Below are 16,758 nucleotides of genomic sequence, written 5' to 3'. Positions count from 1 at the left end.
ACGGACGGTACAGCGAAGTACCGTCCACTTTTTTGCTCTTTTGCAGTGTACGGGCGGCTCCCCCAACCTCGAAGAGCCACCCGTACCGTCACTGCACCCAACTACAGGGACATATCCACAACACCGCGGCCTTGAATCTGGCCCTTGCGCAAGAGGTCATACCCTTCCGCCACATCGTCCAAAGAGAACCTCCGGGTCACAATTTCTTCATAATGGATAGATCCGTTGGACGCCATGCGAACAACCTCCGGCAGATCCTGACGCGTACGCGCACCATAAGAACCCAAGATAGATTGGGAGCGCCGGACTGTTCGGTTAATCTCAACCGCGGCAGTCTGAACACCGGCTCCCAAACCGATCGGCACCATTCGTCCGCCATCGCGCAGCGCATCCAGTGCGGAGCTCCAGGTTTCCGGCCGTCCGAGCGCCTCAAAGGCAACATCCACACCAACACCGTTAGTCATCGCGAACACGGCCTCGTGGACGTCTTCCTTCGTCGAGTTGACGACGTCCGTTGCCCCGAGTTCACGAGCAGCCGCCAGCTTGTCGTCGGACACGTCGATGGCAATGATCTGCTTCGCTCCGAATTCCTTGGCGATTTGAATAATGTTAGATCCCACGCCGCCGGTGGCAACCACAGCCACTGACTCACCGTATCGAAGGTCCGCACCACGGCGAACGGCGCCATAGGCCGTCATGGCAGCGCAACCAAGGATCGCGCCGGACACAGGATCGATGTTTGCTGGTACTGGGGTCACTGATGTCGAGGGAATGACACAGTATTCGGCCAGCCCTCCCATGGAGTACATGGCGATCGGTGAACCGTCTTCTTCAAACAAACGCGTCTCACCGTCATAGAGCTTGCCTTGGATCCTGTTGAGGTCGAAGAACGGCCCACAAAGATCATCGCGCCCCTCTGCGCACGCATCACACTGACCACAAGGCATGAGGAAGGCTCCGGCCACCCTCTGACCAAGTTCCAGATCGTTGTGTTCATTGCCCGGACCAACTTCAACGATTTCTCCGGAAACCTCATGTCCAAGCACACAAGGGAGCGGGAACGCAATGGCTCCTCCAACAACGTGAAGATCGGAATGGCATAGCCCGCACGCACTTACTTTCACAAGCACCTCCCCCGCACGCGGCTTTGGGGTGGGGATCTTCTCAACCTGCAATCCCTTGTCGTAGTCCCTCAGTACTGCAGCTCTCATCATGGTTGGAATTTCCGCTACCATTTTGTCCTCCTTGACTTGGAAATCTCAGCTGGTAATGAACACTAGATTCGGCGCTCATCTGTAACCTTCACTCATAACGATAGCGACATTAACGAACTCAATCTAGCTATTGTCCTAACAAATAGACTCCGCGTTCCAGTTTCCTGCAAGAAAGCCGGCCATACCCGACTTACGTCCCGAAAACGCCAACAGGAAACGCCCAGTTTCAGGTCAAAACACGTCGATTCATCCCACTCAGTTGACTCCCCCTTAGATTCCCTTGTAATCTATTTGGGTAATTGTTCTTTCAATTTCTAGCTACGCAGCTACGAACTGTTCCACCCCAACAACGAGGTCACGGGAAAATGAGCAAACCTACCGAGTCTTTCCACATCCTTTGCCAGCACCTAGACGAGCTGAGCAAGCCCGACCTTCTGGCAAAAGTGCGCCACCAAGAGGAGGATCTGCGATTCGCCTCCTTCGATCTGGACACTGCTTGGCAGATCGGCGTACTCATCCGCGACATCGCTATCGAGGCCAACCTACCGATTGCAGTCGACATTCGGATCGGCACACAGACGCTGTTCCACGCAGCGATGCCCGGCGCCGGCACTACCAACGATTGGTGGGCCCGCCGCAAGGGGCGCGTTGTGGAGCAGTACAACCAATCGTCCTTGAGGGTCGGCACCGATTACGAACTCAACGATGGCTCTGGCGGTTTTGACGAACAGAGCAAGTTACCTGCCGATCAGTATGCAGCACACGGCGGAGCTTTCCCCATTCTCCTACCAAGTGGCGTCGCGATTGGCTACGTTGCCGTATCGGGTTTGGCCGCGGCCCACGATCATGCTCTTGTCGTGACCGCTCTTTCCTCGGTGCTGCACTAGCACGGCATGAACGAAGTCAGCTCCATGATCAACGTTGCTATTATAGGTGCAGGAAAGATCGCCGCCGTGCACGCCGCAGCCATTCGCCGCTCCCCAAATGCCCGCCTCACGTGGATCACCAACCGCACGATCGAGAAGGCAACAGCACTCGCCGGGCCAGAGGTCAAAGTGAGCACGGATGCCCACGAAGCCATCACGGCTCCCGATGTCGATGCCGTCATCATCACCACAATCACTGGTACCCATATTGAGTACATCCTCGCAGCCGTTGAGGCAGGAAAAGCCGTTCTGTGCGAAAAGCCAGTGGACTTAGATCTACCCCGTGCCCAAGCATGCCTCCGTCAGGTCGAGGAGATGAGTGGTCGCGTGCAAATCGGATTCAATCGCAGATACGACCCCACTGTGCTCGAATTGCATGACCGAATTGACGCCGGAGAAATCGGAAACCTAGAGCAGCTGACACTAGTTTCTCGCGATGAACTGCCACCGCCGCTCGAATACGTACCTCTGTCGGGTGGCATCTTCAAAGACATGATGATCCATGAGCTTGACTTGGCACGCTTCTTCCTCGGCCCGATCACGTCGATTCACGCTGTTGGACAGAATGTGGTGGATCCACGTGTGAAAGCACTCGGGGATTTTGACGCTGCGGTCGCCGTACTCAAGGCCGAATCTGGCGCCGTCGCCACAATCATCAACGATCGGCGGTGCGTTTACGGTTGGGATCAGCGCATAGAAGCTTTCGGTTCTCTCGGCTCACTCACCATGAATAATCAACGTGCCACGTCTGTCACGTCCTCACATGCCACATCCACGAATGCCTTGGGGAGAGTTCTCACCAACAACACGGATCGCTACGGCCTCGCCTTCGAGCGTCAGATCGAGGGGTTCATCGCCTCCGTGAGCACCGGTTCTGACCTGACCCCGAGCATCCGCGACGGCGTAGAGGCTCTTGAACTCGCGGAGGCAGCAACTTTGCAGGCACACGCGGATTTGGCCTAGTTCGTCGCCCCAGTCGCTTCCTCAATAACCGTGCCCATAGACCACAAAGCTTCCTCGCAGCGTATTCTCGACGATTCTTCGCCTACGTGGTATCTAGGGTGCACGGTTTAGACACAGAAACACGTTGTCGATTTTTGGCGACGACGACGATTTCTCGCACCAAGTACTCGCCTCACAATTGAGTCCATGCGTGGAGCACAACCGTTGCGGCAACCAACGTGATCGATCATACGCTGCACGGCATTGGAATCAGTCCAATTTGTCCATACAATTATAAGCGTCCGGGAAATCCCGGGCGCACGTCGACGTGCAGGGCACGTTGGTGCTCCTGCATGTCTTACACAGATAAAGGAAGCACCGATATGAGCACCATGACCGCAAGCTACAACACATTCGCACGGACCAGGACGGTTACGCCTACTCTGCCCAAGGGCGGGGATGTCCGTCTTGCCGTAACGGTAGCGGTAATGTCCCTTTTCCTCGCAGTTGCCTTCGCAGGAGCATTCGCTCAGGTAACCAGTGTGGTGATTGCTGCGGGCTTTATGTCAGCTGCCGTTGCACTGTTCTACTTCTACAGGACCATCAGCGTGGCAATCGCGTCACCTGAAGTCTGATATTAATGAGCAGGCAGTGGTAGCCTCAACAGGTTTCTCGTCAGCAGTCACGGAGGACTGAAGCGGGATCCAATCACCACGAAGGTAAAGCGGGCGGTACAGCGAAGTACCGCCCTTTTTGTTTCCCTAAACGGCCACGCGAGGGCCGAGCACACCTAACCACGGCGGCACCGGCCCTCACGAACGGGTGAGGAACTACCCCTACTTTCCTTGACTCTGGAAATGCCGTTCAAGCTCCTCCAAGGAACGCCCCTTTGTCTCAGGTATGAACTTCAGATAGAAGAAGATCGTGCCGAAGTTGATGAGAGCAAATATGAAGAACAACGCTCCACCCAGGCTCTCTTGAAGAGGGGGAAACAGCATCGCAACAATGAAGTTTGCGATCCAGTTCGCGAACACTGCCAGCCCCATTGCTTTTCCACGAATGCGGAGGGGGAAAATCTCCGAAAGCATCAGCCAGAAGATCACCGAGACGAAGGCCTGCATGAAGAACAGGAACAGCATCATGAGTGCCAGCACTACGTAAGAGCGGAATACGGACTGCGCCATAAACACAAACGCTGATCCAAGAAGTACGTGGCAACATGTGACGCCGATCTGCCCTGTCAACAGCATCGGGCGCCTTCGAATGCGTGGCAGTAACACCATCGAGCCGAAAGCCACTGCCAGGACGGAGACTACTCCGTTGCCAATGGTGGCCACGATCGAAGCGCTCGTCCCCAAGCCTGTATGAATGAGGATGGACGGCGCGTAATACATCACCGAATTCACTCCGGTCATCTGGGACAAGAAGGACAAGGTGACGCCAATCAATACAATACGTCTGATCCATGGGACCTTCATTTCGGTCCTCAGTGAGGCCGCCTCTATTCGTTTGGTCTCTTCTACGTGCTGCTTGATCTCTTGGAGTTCATCCTCAACATCGTCTCCTTCGCGGAGCTGCCATAGTGCGTCCCGCGCCTCGGCCAGTTTGTTGTGAGAGATGAGCCAGCGGGGCGATTCCGCCAAATAGAAGGTCCCGAAGAACAGAAGGAGTGCGGGCACTGTGCACAAGATAAGCATGAACCGCCACACGTGGTGGTTGTCCGGCATTGTCTGTGCGAAGATCGCATTAGACGTGTAGGCAAGCAGCTGACCCGTCACAATCGTCAACTCATTGCGCGCCACCAGCTGCCCACGCAAGTGGGTGGGTGCCAATTCGCCAATGAACACCGGGACGATGGCCGATGCCCCACCTACGGCGAGGCCCAACACGACTCGGAATATCACCATCACCACGATATTGGGCGCCAGTGACGTGCCGATGGCACCAGCGGTGAACAGAAGTGCCAAGATGAGAAGTGTACGTTTGCGTCCCCGTTGATCGGCGAGGTTTCCTGAGAGCAGTCCTCCACAGGCAGCACCAAGGAGGAGGGAAGACGTTACGATACCGACTTGGCTGGCACTGAGGGCCAGTCCTCCTTCAGAAAAGGGAAGCTCAAGGAACGGGATAGCACCGGAAATGACACCAGTATCAAATCCAAAGGCGAGCGCGCCCATTGTGGCCACGAAAACTACCCCGTTAAGATTACGCTTCTTCAAAGGTTTTGTTCTTTGATCACTCTTGCTAGTAACAGCCATACTGTCACGACTCCTTACGTCGTCAACGCTGACGAACATCATGAAAAACTAGACGGAGAATGTCTCAATGAAGGTATCGAGGGCTTGGTCAGAGTCACCGCTGGCGAAGGCTTCCATCGCCACAACCCCCGTATATCCCATGTCTTTGAGGGCGAGCGCCACGTTGCGGTAGTTGATCTCGCCTGTTCCAGGTTCGCACCGCCCGGGTGCATCCGCGATTTGAATCTCGCCGATCCACGGCAGGGAGGTCCGGCAGGTTTCAATCAACTGGCCATCACCGATCTGCGCATGGTAAAGATCCAGATTCATTCGGACGTTCGGCGAATCTACCGCCGATACTAGTGCGAGAGTATCGTGCGGACTGTTGAATGGAGTTCCGGCGTGATCAACCGGGAGGTTGAGATTCTCGAGGGTGAACATCACATCGCCATCTCGCCCGATCTTCGACAGGGCATTGAGGGTCAACGCCGCCTGCGCCCACATAGCCCCCGTGACAACCTGAACAGGCTTCACCGGTATTCCGCCTTCACCCAAGCCTGTTCCATGAATGACGAGGCGAGTGCAGCCCACCACGTGTGCAGCCTCCACCGATCGCTTAGCGGATTCCAAGAGGTTCGGAATTTCATCCTTATCGGTCAGGTTTCCCGAAACATAACCAGTCATCGAGCTGATCGGTATTCCGGTACCGGCAATCACATCCAGATCCTTGTTGGTCCAGTCCCACATCTCAACTTCAAGGCCACGCCCGGCTATCTTCTCCAGCCGCTCCATGAAGGGAATATCTTGGAAGATCATTTCCGAACAGGCTGCCAACCGGAACGGGCTGTTGTTCGCTTTGATGCTCATTCGTTTACCTCCGAAATTTGTACTGGACGGCATTCGGCCACGGACTTGATGGCCGCAGCAGCAACAAGCTGCGCCTTGATTCCCGCTTCAGCACCCGGATAGTCCACGTTCTTACCATTGATCAGATCAGCGAACGTCTGGAACTCCAACCTGTACGCCTCATGGAAGCGCGACGTGTCAGTTCCGGACGTGTCGCAGTGTCCACCGCCGCTGTCATAAAGCCGTGCGTCAGTGTTGGCTAGGTTTCCCATGGAGGTCATGCCCTTCGAGCCAAATACTTCTCCTCGAAGGTCGTAGCCGTACATCGCGCTAAATGAGGCCTCCGCCGTTGCCATGGCTCCATTGCTGTATCGAATGATAACCACCGAACTGTCGAAGAACCCAGTTCCTTTTGCCTCGGGTGCTACCAGAGCATCCGCGACCGCATAAACCTCGACGGGTTCAGCACCCTCGTTCAACCAATTGATGGTATCGAAGTCATGGATGAGGGTTTCGTTGAAGATCGTTCCCGGGGCCACCTTTGCCGGGTCACCCGGCCACGGCCCAGGATCGCGGGTCATCGAATGGACACGCTGCACAGAACCTACTGCGCCGGCAGCAACCATCTCCTTGGCCCGGGCCCATGATTCGGCGTAACGCCGGTTAAAACCTACTTGGAAAAGTACACCAGCTTCTTTCGCGGCAGCTACAGCGGCTTTGGCATCCGGCACTGTAATTGCCACCGGCTTCTCGGTGAAGATGTGTTTTCCGGCGGCTGCAAACGCCGTGATGAGCTCTACGTGGTTTGCCGCCGGTGCCGTGATGACCACCGCGTCGATCGTCTCATCTTGTGCGATCTGCAAGGGATCGTCAAGTGTGCTCGCCACGTTTAACTCCGCAGCCAGCTCATCACGATGTTGTGCCACAGGATCCGCCAGCACCGCCAGTTCAACTCCGGCAACCTCGCCAGCTATTGTCCTCGCGTGGTGGGTACCGATTCTGCCAGCTCCCACTAATGCAATCTTCTTCATAGGCTCGAACTCCTTTGTCGAGTTGTGTAGCGATTCGGCTTCACGCATTGTTGAGCTACTTCGAATCACTAGTTCGTACTAGTCAGTGTAGGTAGGCTCAAATGTCTTGTCAATACATTGTCCACGTACCATCGGAAGGTTTCATACAATAGATCGAGAGCCACCGGCCGTGAAATTATCGGTGTACACATACAGCCAGCACGCCTACTCGTCGCGGGAAATCAGCACATATGCACGTTAGATGCCGCTAACTGCTTGCCTCAGTTGCTATTCTGAGAGCCACACGTGCAATCGGTTCCAAGGAAGGGAAGATGACAGATCCTGCTGAGAGGCCACGGCCAACCATGCGCGACGTTGCCCGCGAAGCTGGAGTGTCTCAGTCACTGGTCTCCATCATCTTCAGGGACGCCGCCGGAGCCAGTGACGCCACGCGTGAGAAGGTATTGGAGGCCGCCAACAGGCTTGGCTATGTGCGCAACGAGAGCGCCCGCGCCCTTCGCGTCTCATCCCCTAATACGATTGGAGTCACGTTCAATACCCGTCAACCATTTCACCATGAACTTCTCGACGGGTTGTACGCCGCCACCGCCAACACTCGATATCAGTTGGTGCTCTCGGCAGTCTCCGAACACCGCAGCGAATCCGAAGCCGTAGAAACACTGCTCTCCTACCGTAGCGGCGCCCTCATCTTGCTTGGGTGCCTGCTGGAGGAGGAGAGGCTCGGCCGTCTGAGCCGGAGGATGCCCGTGATTACCGTGGCCCAGAGGAGTGTGGCGCCCGGAGTTGATTGGGTTGTTTCTGACGACGACGGCATGAACCTCGCCACCAGCCACCTCATGGAATTGGGGCACACCAAGATACGATATCTTTCCTGCTCCGAAGCCGCCGGGGGGCAGGATCGGCTGGCTGCGTTTGAGCGTGCAATTGACGTGAATGGGCTTCAGGAAACGGCGTATTCAACGCCTGACGGAGGAAAAGATGAAGCTTCCGGTGCAAGCGTAGCCGAGGCAATCGTACGTTCAGGCGATCTTCCAACCGCTATCATCGCATTCAATGATAGGTGTGCTCTGGGGCTCATCGATGTGCTCATCCGGTGCGGAGTATCCGTACCTGCTGACGTATCCGTCATCGGTTTTGATGATTCGGAGATTGCATCACGCCCGGGAATCAACATGACGTCCGTACACCAAAGTCCTCGTGATCTAGCCAGATTCGCTGCCGAACGTGCAATCCACCGCTTGGATTCGGCCGCCATTTCAACTCAGGCTCGTGGAACAATTCTCCCAACGTCCTTAACAGTTCGCGGGTCAACGGGACCGGTTCGTACAGCAACGCCCGCACCACACATTCCACAGTTGGAAGTTCCCGCCATCACCTATCGCAGCCCACATCGATCCCCAGAAGGCCAGCAAATCCGCCGCGGGTGAGCAACGGCGGGGGGTGCGCCTTGAAGCTCACCCCCACTCAACCTAAGCCGGTAGCAATTATCTCGATAACGCTGCCTCGTTATACACCAGCCTCGTTAAACACCAAGTGTCTCGTGCAGATGCCTGCGAGCGATGAGTGCATACTCGAGCGGATTCGCCACATCGGGATCCTGCTCCGCTTCCACCATGAACCAACCATCATAATCTGAGTCCACGACTGGCTGCAGAAGCTCTTCGAAATCCGTGGGACCATCGCCGGGGACTGTAAAGGACCCAGCAAGTATCGAGTCAAGGAAACTGAGCTTGTCAGCACGCGCCTTCTCCACAATGTCTGGGCGAATGTCCTTGAGATGAACGTGGCCGATGCGATTGAGATACTTTTTCACGATCTCGGCAGGGCTTTCACCAGAGAATAGGAGGTGCCCATTATCTACCAAAAGTTTGAGCTTGTTTGGATCCGTGTTCTCCATCAGGCGGTCAATCTCAGCCGTAGTCTGGACGCCTGTACCCATATGGTGGTGGTAGGACAAGCGTAGTCCCTTTTCTGCGGCCAATTCGCCGAACCGATCTAGTCCCTCATACAGGCGGTTCCACTCATCGTCCGTAAAAACAGGCTTGTCATCAAAAATCGACTTGTCGCGCATACCCTGGATCGAGTGTCCCTGCTCGCAGATGTTGATGCAGTCCGCGTTCAGCGCGGCCATGTAATCGCGAAAGGCGATGAACTTCTTCTCTTCTTCCTCATAGGGTTCGGTTGTCAGAAGGCAACCGTGCCATGCCGCGGCGATCTTAATTCCGCGCATCTGCAGTTCCTTGTTGAGAACAGCTGGGTCTTTGGGGTACTTGTTGCCGATCTCCGTACCCGCATAGCCCGCGAGCGCCACTTCGCTCAGGATTTGTCGATACGTTGTCTCTCCTCCCAGCGTTGGCATATCGTCGTTTACCCACGCAATAGGGGCGCAGCCCACTTTAATCGTGCTCATGCTCTACCTTTCTATGTTCAGATGTATTCGAAATATTCATGACTCATGGCCAGAGGGGACCATCAGAGTCGTATGTGGTTCGTCCTGTCACGGGAGCGACGTCGTGCCACTGCCCATCGCTCGCGGAGGCAACCGTTGCCTCATCCACTTCCGCGGCCGCCCACCCATCGGCCACGGAAGGTGCCAGTTGGCGTTCGGTGAGCACAGACTGAACGAATTGAGCAGCCTCGATAACTTTAAGATCATCGAATCCCATTGACGTTCCAGCTCCCGGCTGGAAGCGTTCAAATGATGGGAATGTGGGGCCAGCCATGACTCGCGTGTAGCCTTGGAACTCGTTCTCACGGCCAATGCAGATTTCCAGATCGTTCAGTTTCTCAAAGTTCCACCGGAGCGAACCATCCGTCCCGTACACCTCAATGGAGTATTCAGAGCGGGGCCCAACCGAAACCCGCGAGGATTCAAGCGTCCCCACCACACCATTGGCCAGCCGCACGATCATCGCAACGTAGTCCTCGTTCCCCACTGCCCCCAACTCATCGGAGACCTCCCAGCCGCTGTGGCCCACGCCCACACTCGTGGGGATCGGTCGTTCGGGGATGAAGGTGTCGGTCAGTGCAGAAACGGAGGCGATTCGGCCGCAGACGTACTGGACAAGATCAGCACCGTGGCTCATCAGATCTCCAACTACACCGGCACCGGCGAGTTCGCGGTCATACCTCCACGTGAGCGGTCCTTCGGGGAAGGACGCGTAGTCGGCCATGAGCCAGCACCGTACATTGGTGATTCGCCCGAGGCGTCCGCTTCGGACTATTTCACGCGCCTTCTCAATTGCAGGAACATGCCGGTAGTTGAAACCGACAGATGTTACCAGCCCTGCTTGCGCCGCCGATACCGCGATGTCTTTGGATTCGCTCGCCGAAACCCCCATGGGCTTTTCTATCCAGAAAGGTTTACCTGCCTCAATCGCTACTAGCGCTATCTCACGGTGCAGGTAGTTTGGCGAGCATATGGAAACAATATCTACCTCTGGATCCGTCAACACCTCATGGTAATCAGCCACAGCCTTCGCGAACCCAAGGGACTCCGTGGCCAACACTCGGTTTTGCTCGACGGGATCACACGCACTCACCAACCGAATGTCTGCATCTATCTCTCTGTAGCGCTCAGACAACGCCTTGTACGCTTGTGTGTGCAGGCGGCCCATCCACCCCAGACTGATAACACCAACTCCAAGCACTCTCTTTGGCATCGGAACTCCTCGTTGAATTCATAGTCTTCGTTAACAATGTTTAGACAAATACAAGTATGACATACGCCTATATAGCACGCCATGACCGCTTGTTCTCCGTAATTTCAATAATCTCCCGAGCAATTGCTTAGGTATTAACGACTAAGATCCCACACGCCATGGCGAATAAAGTCCTAACATGTGTGTATGTTGCCGGTTTACGATCTAACAAGTTACGGCTGGGTTGTTTTGGCCATCGCCGGACTACTCATTGGAGTTGCGAAAACTGCACTGCCGGGTTTAGCCACAGTGGCAGTCGCCATGTTTGCTGCGGTGTTGCCAGCAAAGGAATCCACGGCCGTGATGCTCGTTCTGCTCATCGTGGGCGACCTGTTAGCTGTGTGGACATACCGGCGTGACGCCGATTGGAAAGCACTCCGCTCACTTGTCCCGCCTGTGCTCATTGGCCTCATTGTTGGCGCCCTCGTCCTTAACGTTATTTCCGACGATGGAATGCGTCAGCTGATCGGCGCCATCCTTCTTGTTCTTACTGCCATCACGCTACTGCTCATGCTCAGGGGGAGACGAAAAGACAGCGCAGCAGATGCCGCAGAGGACTCGCTCGCATCAGTGGCAGAGGAGGCGGAAACACCGGAGATTGCCCACACCATCGATTCCGCGGAGCAAACCGCCAAGCAACCAACAACCCTCAGCGGCAAAGTTTGGCCAGAGCCGCATCGCACGCTGGATCTACGGTTTCATCGGCAGTTTCACCACCATGGTGGCCAACTCGGGCGGCCCTCCGATGACAATGTACTTCTTGGCCTCCGGATTCGACATGGTCCGGTTCCTTGGAACTCAGGCCTGGTTCTTCTTTGTTGTCAACTTAGCTAAGCTCCCCTTTCAAGGAATCTTAGGGCTGCATTCCGCGCATTCGCTCGCTACGGACCTCTTGCTCCTGCCAACGGTGATCGTAGGCGCACTTCTTGGACGGCTGGTGATCGCCCGTATCAATCCAGCGATCTTTAACCCATTGGTCATCGGACTCTCCATACTGAGCGCAGTCTATTTGCTGTTCTAACGCGTTGAGTTCCTCGAGCATGTGAGGACCGTCTTGCACCGGTACGGCGTCCAAGCCGAGGAGAAGCGACTACTTCCACGACTACTTGAGGTCATGCTAATGTTGACATCAAGGAAGCTTGTCAGTACATAGCTGTAATGACGTTTCCCTTTAAGACTGTTCACCACATTCGAGGGCTCAAGCGCAGATCCACTGTTCGAGCCACGCCCCTTTAGGAGACAGAATGATTTCCTTTGCTCTACTTGGCGCTGGTTTCATCGGTCAAGTCCATGCACGTAACCTTGCTGCTCACCCCGGCATCAACTTCGCGTGCGTTTTCGATGCCGATGCCTTCCGCGCCAATGAAATTGCACGCACGTATGAGACCACCGCAGCTTCCTCGATTGACGAAATCCTATGCGATAGCTCGATCGATGCTGTCCTCATTGCCTCCTCTACCAACACCCACGCCGATCTTCTCAAGCAAGCTGCCCCGTCAGGCAAAGCGATACTCTGCGAAAAGCCAATCGACCTCAACGTCACCGTGGCGGAGGAAGCGGCCCGTGTGGTTCAAGATTCTGGCGTACCGGCCATGATTGACCTCAACCGTCGTTTCGATCCCTCGAACATTGCGTTGCGAGACGCTGTGGCTGCTGGTGAAGTTGGTTCAGTTGAGCTGGTTCAGATGAGCTCACGCGGCCCGTCGCTCCCTCCAATTGACTACCTCAAGGTATCTGGCGGGCAAATGCGCGACCAGGTAGTCCACTTCTTCGATCTACTCTGCTGGATCACAGGCCTCGAACCGGTCTCCGTTTACGCCACTGGATCTGCTTTGGTAGACCCTGAGGTCAAGAATGCTCCGGACGTGGACACCTCCGCTGTGATTCTGATGCTCTCCAATGGCGCAATCTGCCAGATTGATGCCCAACGACGAATTGGCTATGGGTACGACGAACGGATCGAAGTGAATGGTTCGGCATCCATGGTCGAGGCAGCCAGACAACGTACCGGATGGGTCAATCGGTACTCAGCAGAGAAGATCTCTACCAATGCGATGCATCCTGGGTGGTTCGAACGCATCGCTCCTACCTACCGCTCCGCACTCGATCATTTCGTGGAGGCAATGACGAATGGCGAGCAGCCCTCACCATCTGTTGAAGACGGATTGAGAGCTCAGCGAATCGCCGAGGCAGCCACCGAGTCTCTACACACAGGACTTCCCGTACAAATCAAGTAAAAGAAAAGCATCGAACAGAGGACTTCCCATGAAACTCTCTATGAACGTGACCTCAACCTTCTTCGGCAACGTGGTCAATGACATCAAGATCGCCAAGGAAGCAGGTTTTGCCGGCATCGAGCTCCAGAATCCGAAGTTGGACCGATACCTCTCCGCTGGATTCTCCCCCGAAAGCGTTATCCCACTTCTAGAGGGAATCGAGGTTTCCGGTTTTGGCGCACTCCAAGAGATGGACGACGCCGATTTCCGGGCTGAAGCCGAAAGGCTAGCTACGCTGGGCCAACTTTACGGCGCACCTACTCTCCAGATGTGCACTGGGCCAGTGGATGTCCAGGTGGTCAAAGACTTCCGGAACGGAACCCTACGTTCGGACGACCGCCGTTATCGCGGACTCTTAGGCGCAGATGAGAACGAGCTCATCGAGAAGACAAGCAAGCGAGTTGCGCTGGCTGCAGACATCGCCGCCGATCACGGCCTCGGACTCTTTTTGGAGCCTCTCGGCTGGGCGCCGGTGCATGCCCTACCTCAAGCATTGAAGATTCTCGATCTTGCAAAGAAAGATAATCTAGGGATCGTCGTAGATTTCTGGCATTTCTTCGTTGCGGGAGATACGCCAGAGGACGTCGCGAAGCTAGATCCTTCAATCATTCACGCCGTTCACGTGTGCGATGGCTTGAAGGTCCCCGAAGGAGAGATCCCCGATCAGGCCGTTTCTCGCAATGTCTGGACTGGAGGCGGAGTCATTCCACTCCAAGAGTGGGTGGACGCAGTGAAGTCAACCGGATATGACGGCTGGTGGGCCTCCGAAATCTTCTGCGATAAGACTCAGGAATTGGACTTCACCCTCATTGCTCAAACGCTGCGGGCTCACCTTGAGATTCTCATCTCTGGCAAGCCCTCTCCAAAGTTCACGAACTGACCCGAACTTCGCGAACTGAGTCAGAATCCCAGCTTCTTGCTAGTACTCTGGCCAGCTCACTTGCGTACAGATGATCCCACCGACTATCCAAATGGGAGCACCACGTGGATAGTCGGTGGGATCTCGTTTATTCGAACTAGGGCCTACTTAATGCAAGGCCTTGCCGGCCTCATTGCAGACCTTCTCAGCCTAGTCGTGCAGCCGCGGCAAGCAGATTCTTCGCGGAGATCTTGAGACCTTCCACGTTGCCGTATTCGGCATCCTCATGCTCAATGTTCACCACCATGTTGGGATTGACATCCTCAAGAGCCTTAAGGAAATCGGCCCAGTACTGCTCATCGTGGCCCAGACCGAAGGCAACGAAGCGCCATGCCGGATCCTCGGGCCATACGGTGCAGTCATGACCAACTGCGCACGGAGCCGAACCAACAGCCTCCGGAGGCAGGTGCCCGTAATCGGTGTCAAGGACGCCACGGTATGCGACGCCCGGGAAGACCTTTGTGTCCTTGGCATGGACGTGAGCAACGTGGGAGCCGAGGCGCTTGATGGCCTCGATCGGCTCAGCCTGCTGCCAGAACAGGTGAGAGGGATCCATGTTGACCTTGATATTGGTTGCACCAGTTTCATTAATGAGGCGCTCAAATGCCGGGACATTAAAGATGAGGTTACGCGGATGGAGCTCTAAGCACACGTCCACTCCGTTGTCCCGTGCGAGTGCGTCAATCTCCTTCCAGAAGGGTACTGCTACAGACCACTGGTAATCCAAGATATCCAGATCAATACCATTCCAAGGGTTGACGATCCAGGACGGGTACTTCGCGGAAGCATCGGTACCCGGAGTACCGGACATTGCAACGATTTCCTTGATACCCAAGGCTCCTGCGGTACGGATACCGCGCTTGAGTTCGTGGGCCTGAATGATGCCTTCCTCAGGAAGAGGGGACAGCGGGTTACCGGACGTGTTGAGACCAGTCAGTTCAACGCCATGCTCCTCGAACACCCCAAGGTATTCATCACGAGCAGTCTGGGAGCCAAGCAAGACCTCAGCTGGGCAGTGGGGAGAAGGGATGAATCCACCAACGTTGACTTCTGCGCCACTGAGGCCAGCATCCTTGAGAACGTCAAGGGCATCGCCTAGCGACCGATCGTGAAGACAAGCGGTGTATGCGCCGTATTTGAGAGACATGAGGAACTCCTATGTTCTTGGGTCAGTTCAGTCAGTTTGATTGTTTCCGTTAGACAGCGTGGCATGCCACGCTTAGACCGGTTGGCAGCAGCGGTAATTTCGACATCAAACCCACCTCTGCTGTACTCCATCTGGTACCGGCCTTCATGTTCTAACGCGCGTTAGAACATGTCTTAAGAGTACATACATCCGTTTGTTAGGTCAATATCTAATCCAGCGATTCTCTCGCAACTCATCGCCTCGTAGTTGGGCTTCGTCAGTCACCGTCTAGAGAGGGTTCACCTCTGCTCATGGATCAGGCCCTCATCGCGCTTTACGCCTCACTTGATATGCTCACGCGAGGATACGTTTTTCGTGCTGTTATGGTCAGCACCCGTCAACACCCAAGGATTTCCGTGAACCAGAGGCCAACACAGACAGATATTGCTAGGGCAGCGGGCGTATCGCGCGGGCTCGTCTCCTTAGCCCTCTCTGGATCCGCTGGGGTAAGCCAGGATACCCGTGCACGAATAGCTGCTATTGCCGGCGAACTGGGCTATGTTCGAAACATCGGTGCGGCAGCGTTGGCCGGTCGCTTCCATTCGGCTCTGGGCTTCGTCCTTCCAGACCTCCGAAACCCGTTCTACGAAACGCTCGTGTCCGAGCTACAGCAAGGTGCAGGTGATCTGGATCTGCTTCCCCTGATCGTCACCTCGCTCAATCGCCCTGAACACGAGGCCCAAGTGGTCCGCAAACTCCAAGAACTCGACGTAGCGGGAATCATGGTGGTCTCCCCTGTGGAGCCCGCTGAGGAGCTTGTCCGTGTTGGCCGCTCACTTCCCATGGTGGTCATCGGAGGCGGAACAATCGGCGGCACCGTTGACACAGTCCACATGGATGAAATTGCGGCGGCCCAGCTTATAGCCCGCCATGTTCACGAGCGCGGCTGGCAACGAGTCCTCCACTTATCTGCCCGCCATGAAAGTGGGGATATTTGGGTAGGTAACCGGCGTAACGCGATCGCCTCGGCACTGACCGATATTCCGCTTGAGGACGTCGTAGTGGACACTGATGACGCTCTTTCTCCAATCATTGGAGAGTTCCATCCGGAGGATCGAGAACGGCCGCTCGCCATCGTGGTGCACAACGACAAGATCGCGATAGACGTCGTACCCGCCCTGCACCGCCTAGGGCTTACCCCTGGACACGATGTTGCGATCATCAGTTACGACGATACTCATGTAGCCGAACGCCCTGAATGGTCATTAACCTCAATCCACCAAGATGCCCACCTACTGATTAGCACCGCGCTTGAACACGTTACCCGGCGTCAGAACGATTACGCCGCTCCCGCCGAGAACTCAGTCATCCAGCCCACTCTGACAGTCAGGTCCACCTCTTAGGACTCTCTTTTATCGGGTACAGACTTCGACTAAACACAGGACGCTAGGTCCACCCCTTAGAACTCCCCTGCAACCGATACGTAGCTAGGGGCACGGCTCGAAAGAGCCGTGCCCCTAGATCAGTCAATAGCACTCAGCCT

General features: G+C 55.6%; 15 protein-coding genes and 1 pseudogene. 9 read left to right on the top strand and 7 right to left on the bottom strand.

The features are described from left to right. Nucleotides 1–101: 101 nt before the first annotated feature. Entirely contained in the window at nucleotides 102–1,235 is a 1,134-nt protein-coding gene (locus ACTHV6_RS05050) for a zinc-binding dehydrogenase (protein ID WP_441386189.1), read from the bottom strand. A 344-nt stretch (nucleotides 1,236–1,579) separates the two neighbouring features. On the opposite strand from ACTHV6_RS05050, the gene ACTHV6_RS05045 reads away from it, so the two are divergent. The 3 genes from ACTHV6_RS05045 to ACTHV6_RS05035 all read left to right on the top strand — a co-directional run bounded on the left by ACTHV6_RS05045 (nucleotide 1,580) and on the right by ACTHV6_RS05035 (nucleotide 3,717). After that, a complete protein-coding gene (locus tag ACTHV6_RS05045; protein WP_441386188.1) occupies nucleotides 1,580–2,101 on the top strand; it encodes a heme-degrading domain-containing protein in 522 nt (173 codons plus the stop codon). A gap of 6 nt (nucleotides 2,102–2,107) precedes the next feature. Further along, nucleotides 2,108–3,103 carry a Gfo/Idh/MocA family oxidoreductase gene (locus ACTHV6_RS05040; RefSeq protein WP_441386187.1) on the top strand — a complete coding sequence of 332 codons (996 nt, stop codon included), beginning with the start codon at nucleotides 2,108–2,110 and terminating at the stop codon, nucleotides 3,101–3,103. Nucleotides 3,104–3,465: 362 nt separating this feature from the next. Beyond that, a complete protein-coding gene (locus ACTHV6_RS05035) occupies nucleotides 3,466–3,717 on the top strand; it encodes a hypothetical protein (RefSeq protein WP_441386186.1) in 252 nt (83 codons plus the stop codon). A 201-nt stretch (nucleotides 3,718–3,918) separates the two neighbouring features. Here the strand turns inward: ACTHV6_RS05035 and ACTHV6_RS05030 are convergent, their stop codons facing one another. From ACTHV6_RS05030 to ACTHV6_RS05020, 3 genes are all read right to left on the bottom strand, one after another. Then, nucleotides 3,919–5,298: a sugar porter family MFS transporter gene (locus tag ACTHV6_RS05030; protein WP_441386185.1), complete on the bottom strand. Its 1,380-nt coding sequence runs from the start codon at nucleotides 5,296–5,298 to the stop codon at nucleotides 3,919–3,921. 87 nt (nucleotides 5,299–5,385) lie between these two features. Continuing rightward, nucleotides 5,386–6,183: a TIM barrel protein gene (locus ACTHV6_RS05025; protein WP_441386184.1), complete on the bottom strand. Its 798-nt coding sequence runs from the start codon at nucleotides 6,181–6,183 to the stop codon at nucleotides 5,386–5,388. Beyond that, the gene (locus tag ACTHV6_RS05020) at nucleotides 6,180–7,193 is read right to left on the bottom strand and encodes a Gfo/Idh/MocA family oxidoreductase (RefSeq protein WP_441386183.1); all 1,014 of its coding nucleotides are present in this window, start codon (nucleotides 7,191–7,193) and stop codon (nucleotides 6,180–6,182) included. Before ACTHV6_RS05020 ends, ACTHV6_RS05025 begins: the two co-directional genes overlap by 4 nt. Nucleotides 7,194–7,504: 311 nt before the next feature. On the opposite strand from ACTHV6_RS05020, the gene ACTHV6_RS05015 reads away from it, so the two are divergent. Continuing rightward, on the top strand, nucleotides 7,505–8,620 hold the full coding sequence (locus ACTHV6_RS05015) for a LacI family DNA-binding transcriptional regulator (protein WP_441386182.1): 1,116 nt from the start codon (nucleotides 7,505–7,507) through the stop codon (nucleotides 8,618–8,620). A gap of 95 nt (nucleotides 8,621–8,715) precedes the next feature. Here ACTHV6_RS05015 and iolE read toward each other — a convergent pair whose 3' ends face one another. Both iolE and ACTHV6_RS05005 read right to left on the bottom strand, forming a co-directional pair. Then, nucleotides 8,716–9,603 (bottom strand): myo-inosose-2 dehydratase, encoded by an 888-nt coding sequence (iolE, locus tag ACTHV6_RS05010; RefSeq protein ID WP_441386181.1) that lies wholly within the window; start codon nucleotides 9,601–9,603, stop codon nucleotides 8,716–8,718. A 43-nt stretch (nucleotides 9,604–9,646) separates the two neighbouring features. Further along, on the bottom strand, nucleotides 9,647–10,855 hold the full coding sequence (locus ACTHV6_RS05005) for a Gfo/Idh/MocA family protein (protein ID WP_441386180.1): 1,209 nt from the start codon (nucleotides 10,853–10,855) through the stop codon (nucleotides 9,647–9,649). A 186-nt stretch (nucleotides 10,856–11,041) separates the two neighbouring features. Between ACTHV6_RS05005 and ACTHV6_RS05000 the strand changes: the two are divergent. The 4 genes and pseudogenes from ACTHV6_RS05000 to ACTHV6_RS04985 all read left to right on the top strand — a co-directional run. Then, nucleotides 11,042–11,362: pseudogene (locus ACTHV6_RS05000) on the top strand (TSUP family transporter); the annotation flags it as partial. 76 nt (nucleotides 11,363–11,438) lie between these two features. Then, nucleotides 11,439–11,915 (top strand): sulfite exporter TauE/SafE family protein, encoded by a 477-nt coding sequence (locus ACTHV6_RS04995; protein ID WP_441386230.1) that lies wholly within the window; start codon nucleotides 11,439–11,441, stop codon nucleotides 11,913–11,915. 223 nt (nucleotides 11,916–12,138) lie between these two features. Next, on the top strand, nucleotides 12,139–13,131 hold the full coding sequence (locus ACTHV6_RS04990) for a Gfo/Idh/MocA family oxidoreductase (protein WP_441386179.1): 993 nt from the start codon (nucleotides 12,139–12,141) through the stop codon (nucleotides 13,129–13,131). Nucleotides 13,132–13,159: 28 nt separating this feature from the next. Then, on the top strand, nucleotides 13,160–14,050 hold the full coding sequence (locus ACTHV6_RS04985) for a sugar phosphate isomerase/epimerase family protein (RefSeq protein WP_441386178.1): 891 nt from the start codon (nucleotides 13,160–13,162) through the stop codon (nucleotides 14,048–14,050). Between the two features lie 184 nt (nucleotides 14,051–14,234). On the opposite strand, the gene ACTHV6_RS04980 is transcribed toward ACTHV6_RS04985, so the two are convergent. Then, nucleotides 14,235–15,236, bottom strand: coding sequence for a sugar phosphate isomerase/epimerase family protein (locus tag ACTHV6_RS04980; RefSeq protein ID WP_441386177.1), 1,002 nt, complete (start codon nucleotides 15,234–15,236; stop codon nucleotides 14,235–14,237). A 395-nt stretch (nucleotides 15,237–15,631) separates the two neighbouring features. Between ACTHV6_RS04980 and ACTHV6_RS04975 the strand changes: the two genes are divergently transcribed. Continuing rightward, complete coding sequence (locus ACTHV6_RS04975) at nucleotides 15,632–16,618, top strand: LacI family DNA-binding transcriptional regulator (protein WP_441386176.1); 987 nt, start codon at nucleotides 15,632–15,634, stop codon at nucleotides 16,616–16,618. Nucleotides 16,619–16,758: the final 140 nt, after the last annotated feature.

Origin of the sequence: Ancrocorticia sp. (genome assembly GCF_052089425.1) — a bacterium.
Classification (GTDB): Bacteria; Actinomycetota; Actinomycetes; order Actinomycetales; family Actinomycetaceae; genus Ancrocorticia.
The sequence above is the reverse complement of the archived record's forward strand: the minus strand, read 5'-3'. Positions and strand labels throughout refer to the sequence as shown.

Bases quoted from the DNA above. Each gene is read 5' to 3' on its own strand.
- ACTHV6_RS05050 (WP_441386189.1), bottom strand. From the start codon at position 1,235: ATGGTAGCGGAAATTCCAACCATGATGAGAGCTGCAGTACTGAGGGAC.
- ACTHV6_RS05045 (WP_441386188.1), top strand. From the start codon at position 1,580: ATGAGCAAACCTACCGAGTCTTTCCACATCCTTTGCCAGCACCTAGAC.
- ACTHV6_RS05040 (WP_441386187.1), top strand. From the start codon at position 2,108: ATGAACGAAGTCAGCTCCATGATCAACGTTGCTATTATAGGTGCAGGA.
- ACTHV6_RS05035 (WP_441386186.1), top strand. From the start codon at position 3,466: ATGAGCACCATGACCGCAAGCTACAACACATTCGCACGGACCAGGACG.
- ACTHV6_RS05025 (WP_441386184.1), bottom strand. From the start codon at position 6,183: ATGAGCATCAAAGCGAACAACAGCCCGTTCCGGTTGGCAGCCTGTTCG.
- ACTHV6_RS05020 (WP_441386183.1), bottom strand. From the start codon at position 7,193: ATGAAGAAGATTGCATTAGTGGGAGCTGGCAGAATCGGTACCCACCAC.
- ACTHV6_RS05015 (WP_441386182.1), top strand. From the start codon at position 7,505: ATGACAGATCCTGCTGAGAGGCCACGGCCAACCATGCGCGACGTTGCC.
- iolE (WP_441386181.1), bottom strand. From the start codon at position 9,603: ATGAGCACGATTAAAGTGGGCTGCGCCCCTATTGCGTGGGTAAACGAC.
- ACTHV6_RS05005 (WP_441386180.1), bottom strand. From the start codon at position 10,855: ATGCCAAAGAGAGTGCTTGGAGTTGGTGTTATCAGTCTGGGGTGGATG.
- ACTHV6_RS04995 (WP_441386230.1), top strand. From the start codon at position 11,439: ATGCCGCAGAGGACTCGCTCGCATCAGTGGCAGAGGAGGCGGAAACAC.
- ACTHV6_RS04990 (WP_441386179.1), top strand. From the start codon at position 12,139: ATGATTTCCTTTGCTCTACTTGGCGCTGGTTTCATCGGTCAAGTCCAT.
- ACTHV6_RS04985 (WP_441386178.1), top strand. From the start codon at position 13,160: ATGAAACTCTCTATGAACGTGACCTCAACCTTCTTCGGCAACGTGGTC.
- ACTHV6_RS04980 (WP_441386177.1), bottom strand. From the start codon at position 15,236: ATGTCTCTCAAATACGGCGCATACACCGCTTGTCTTCACGATCGGTCG.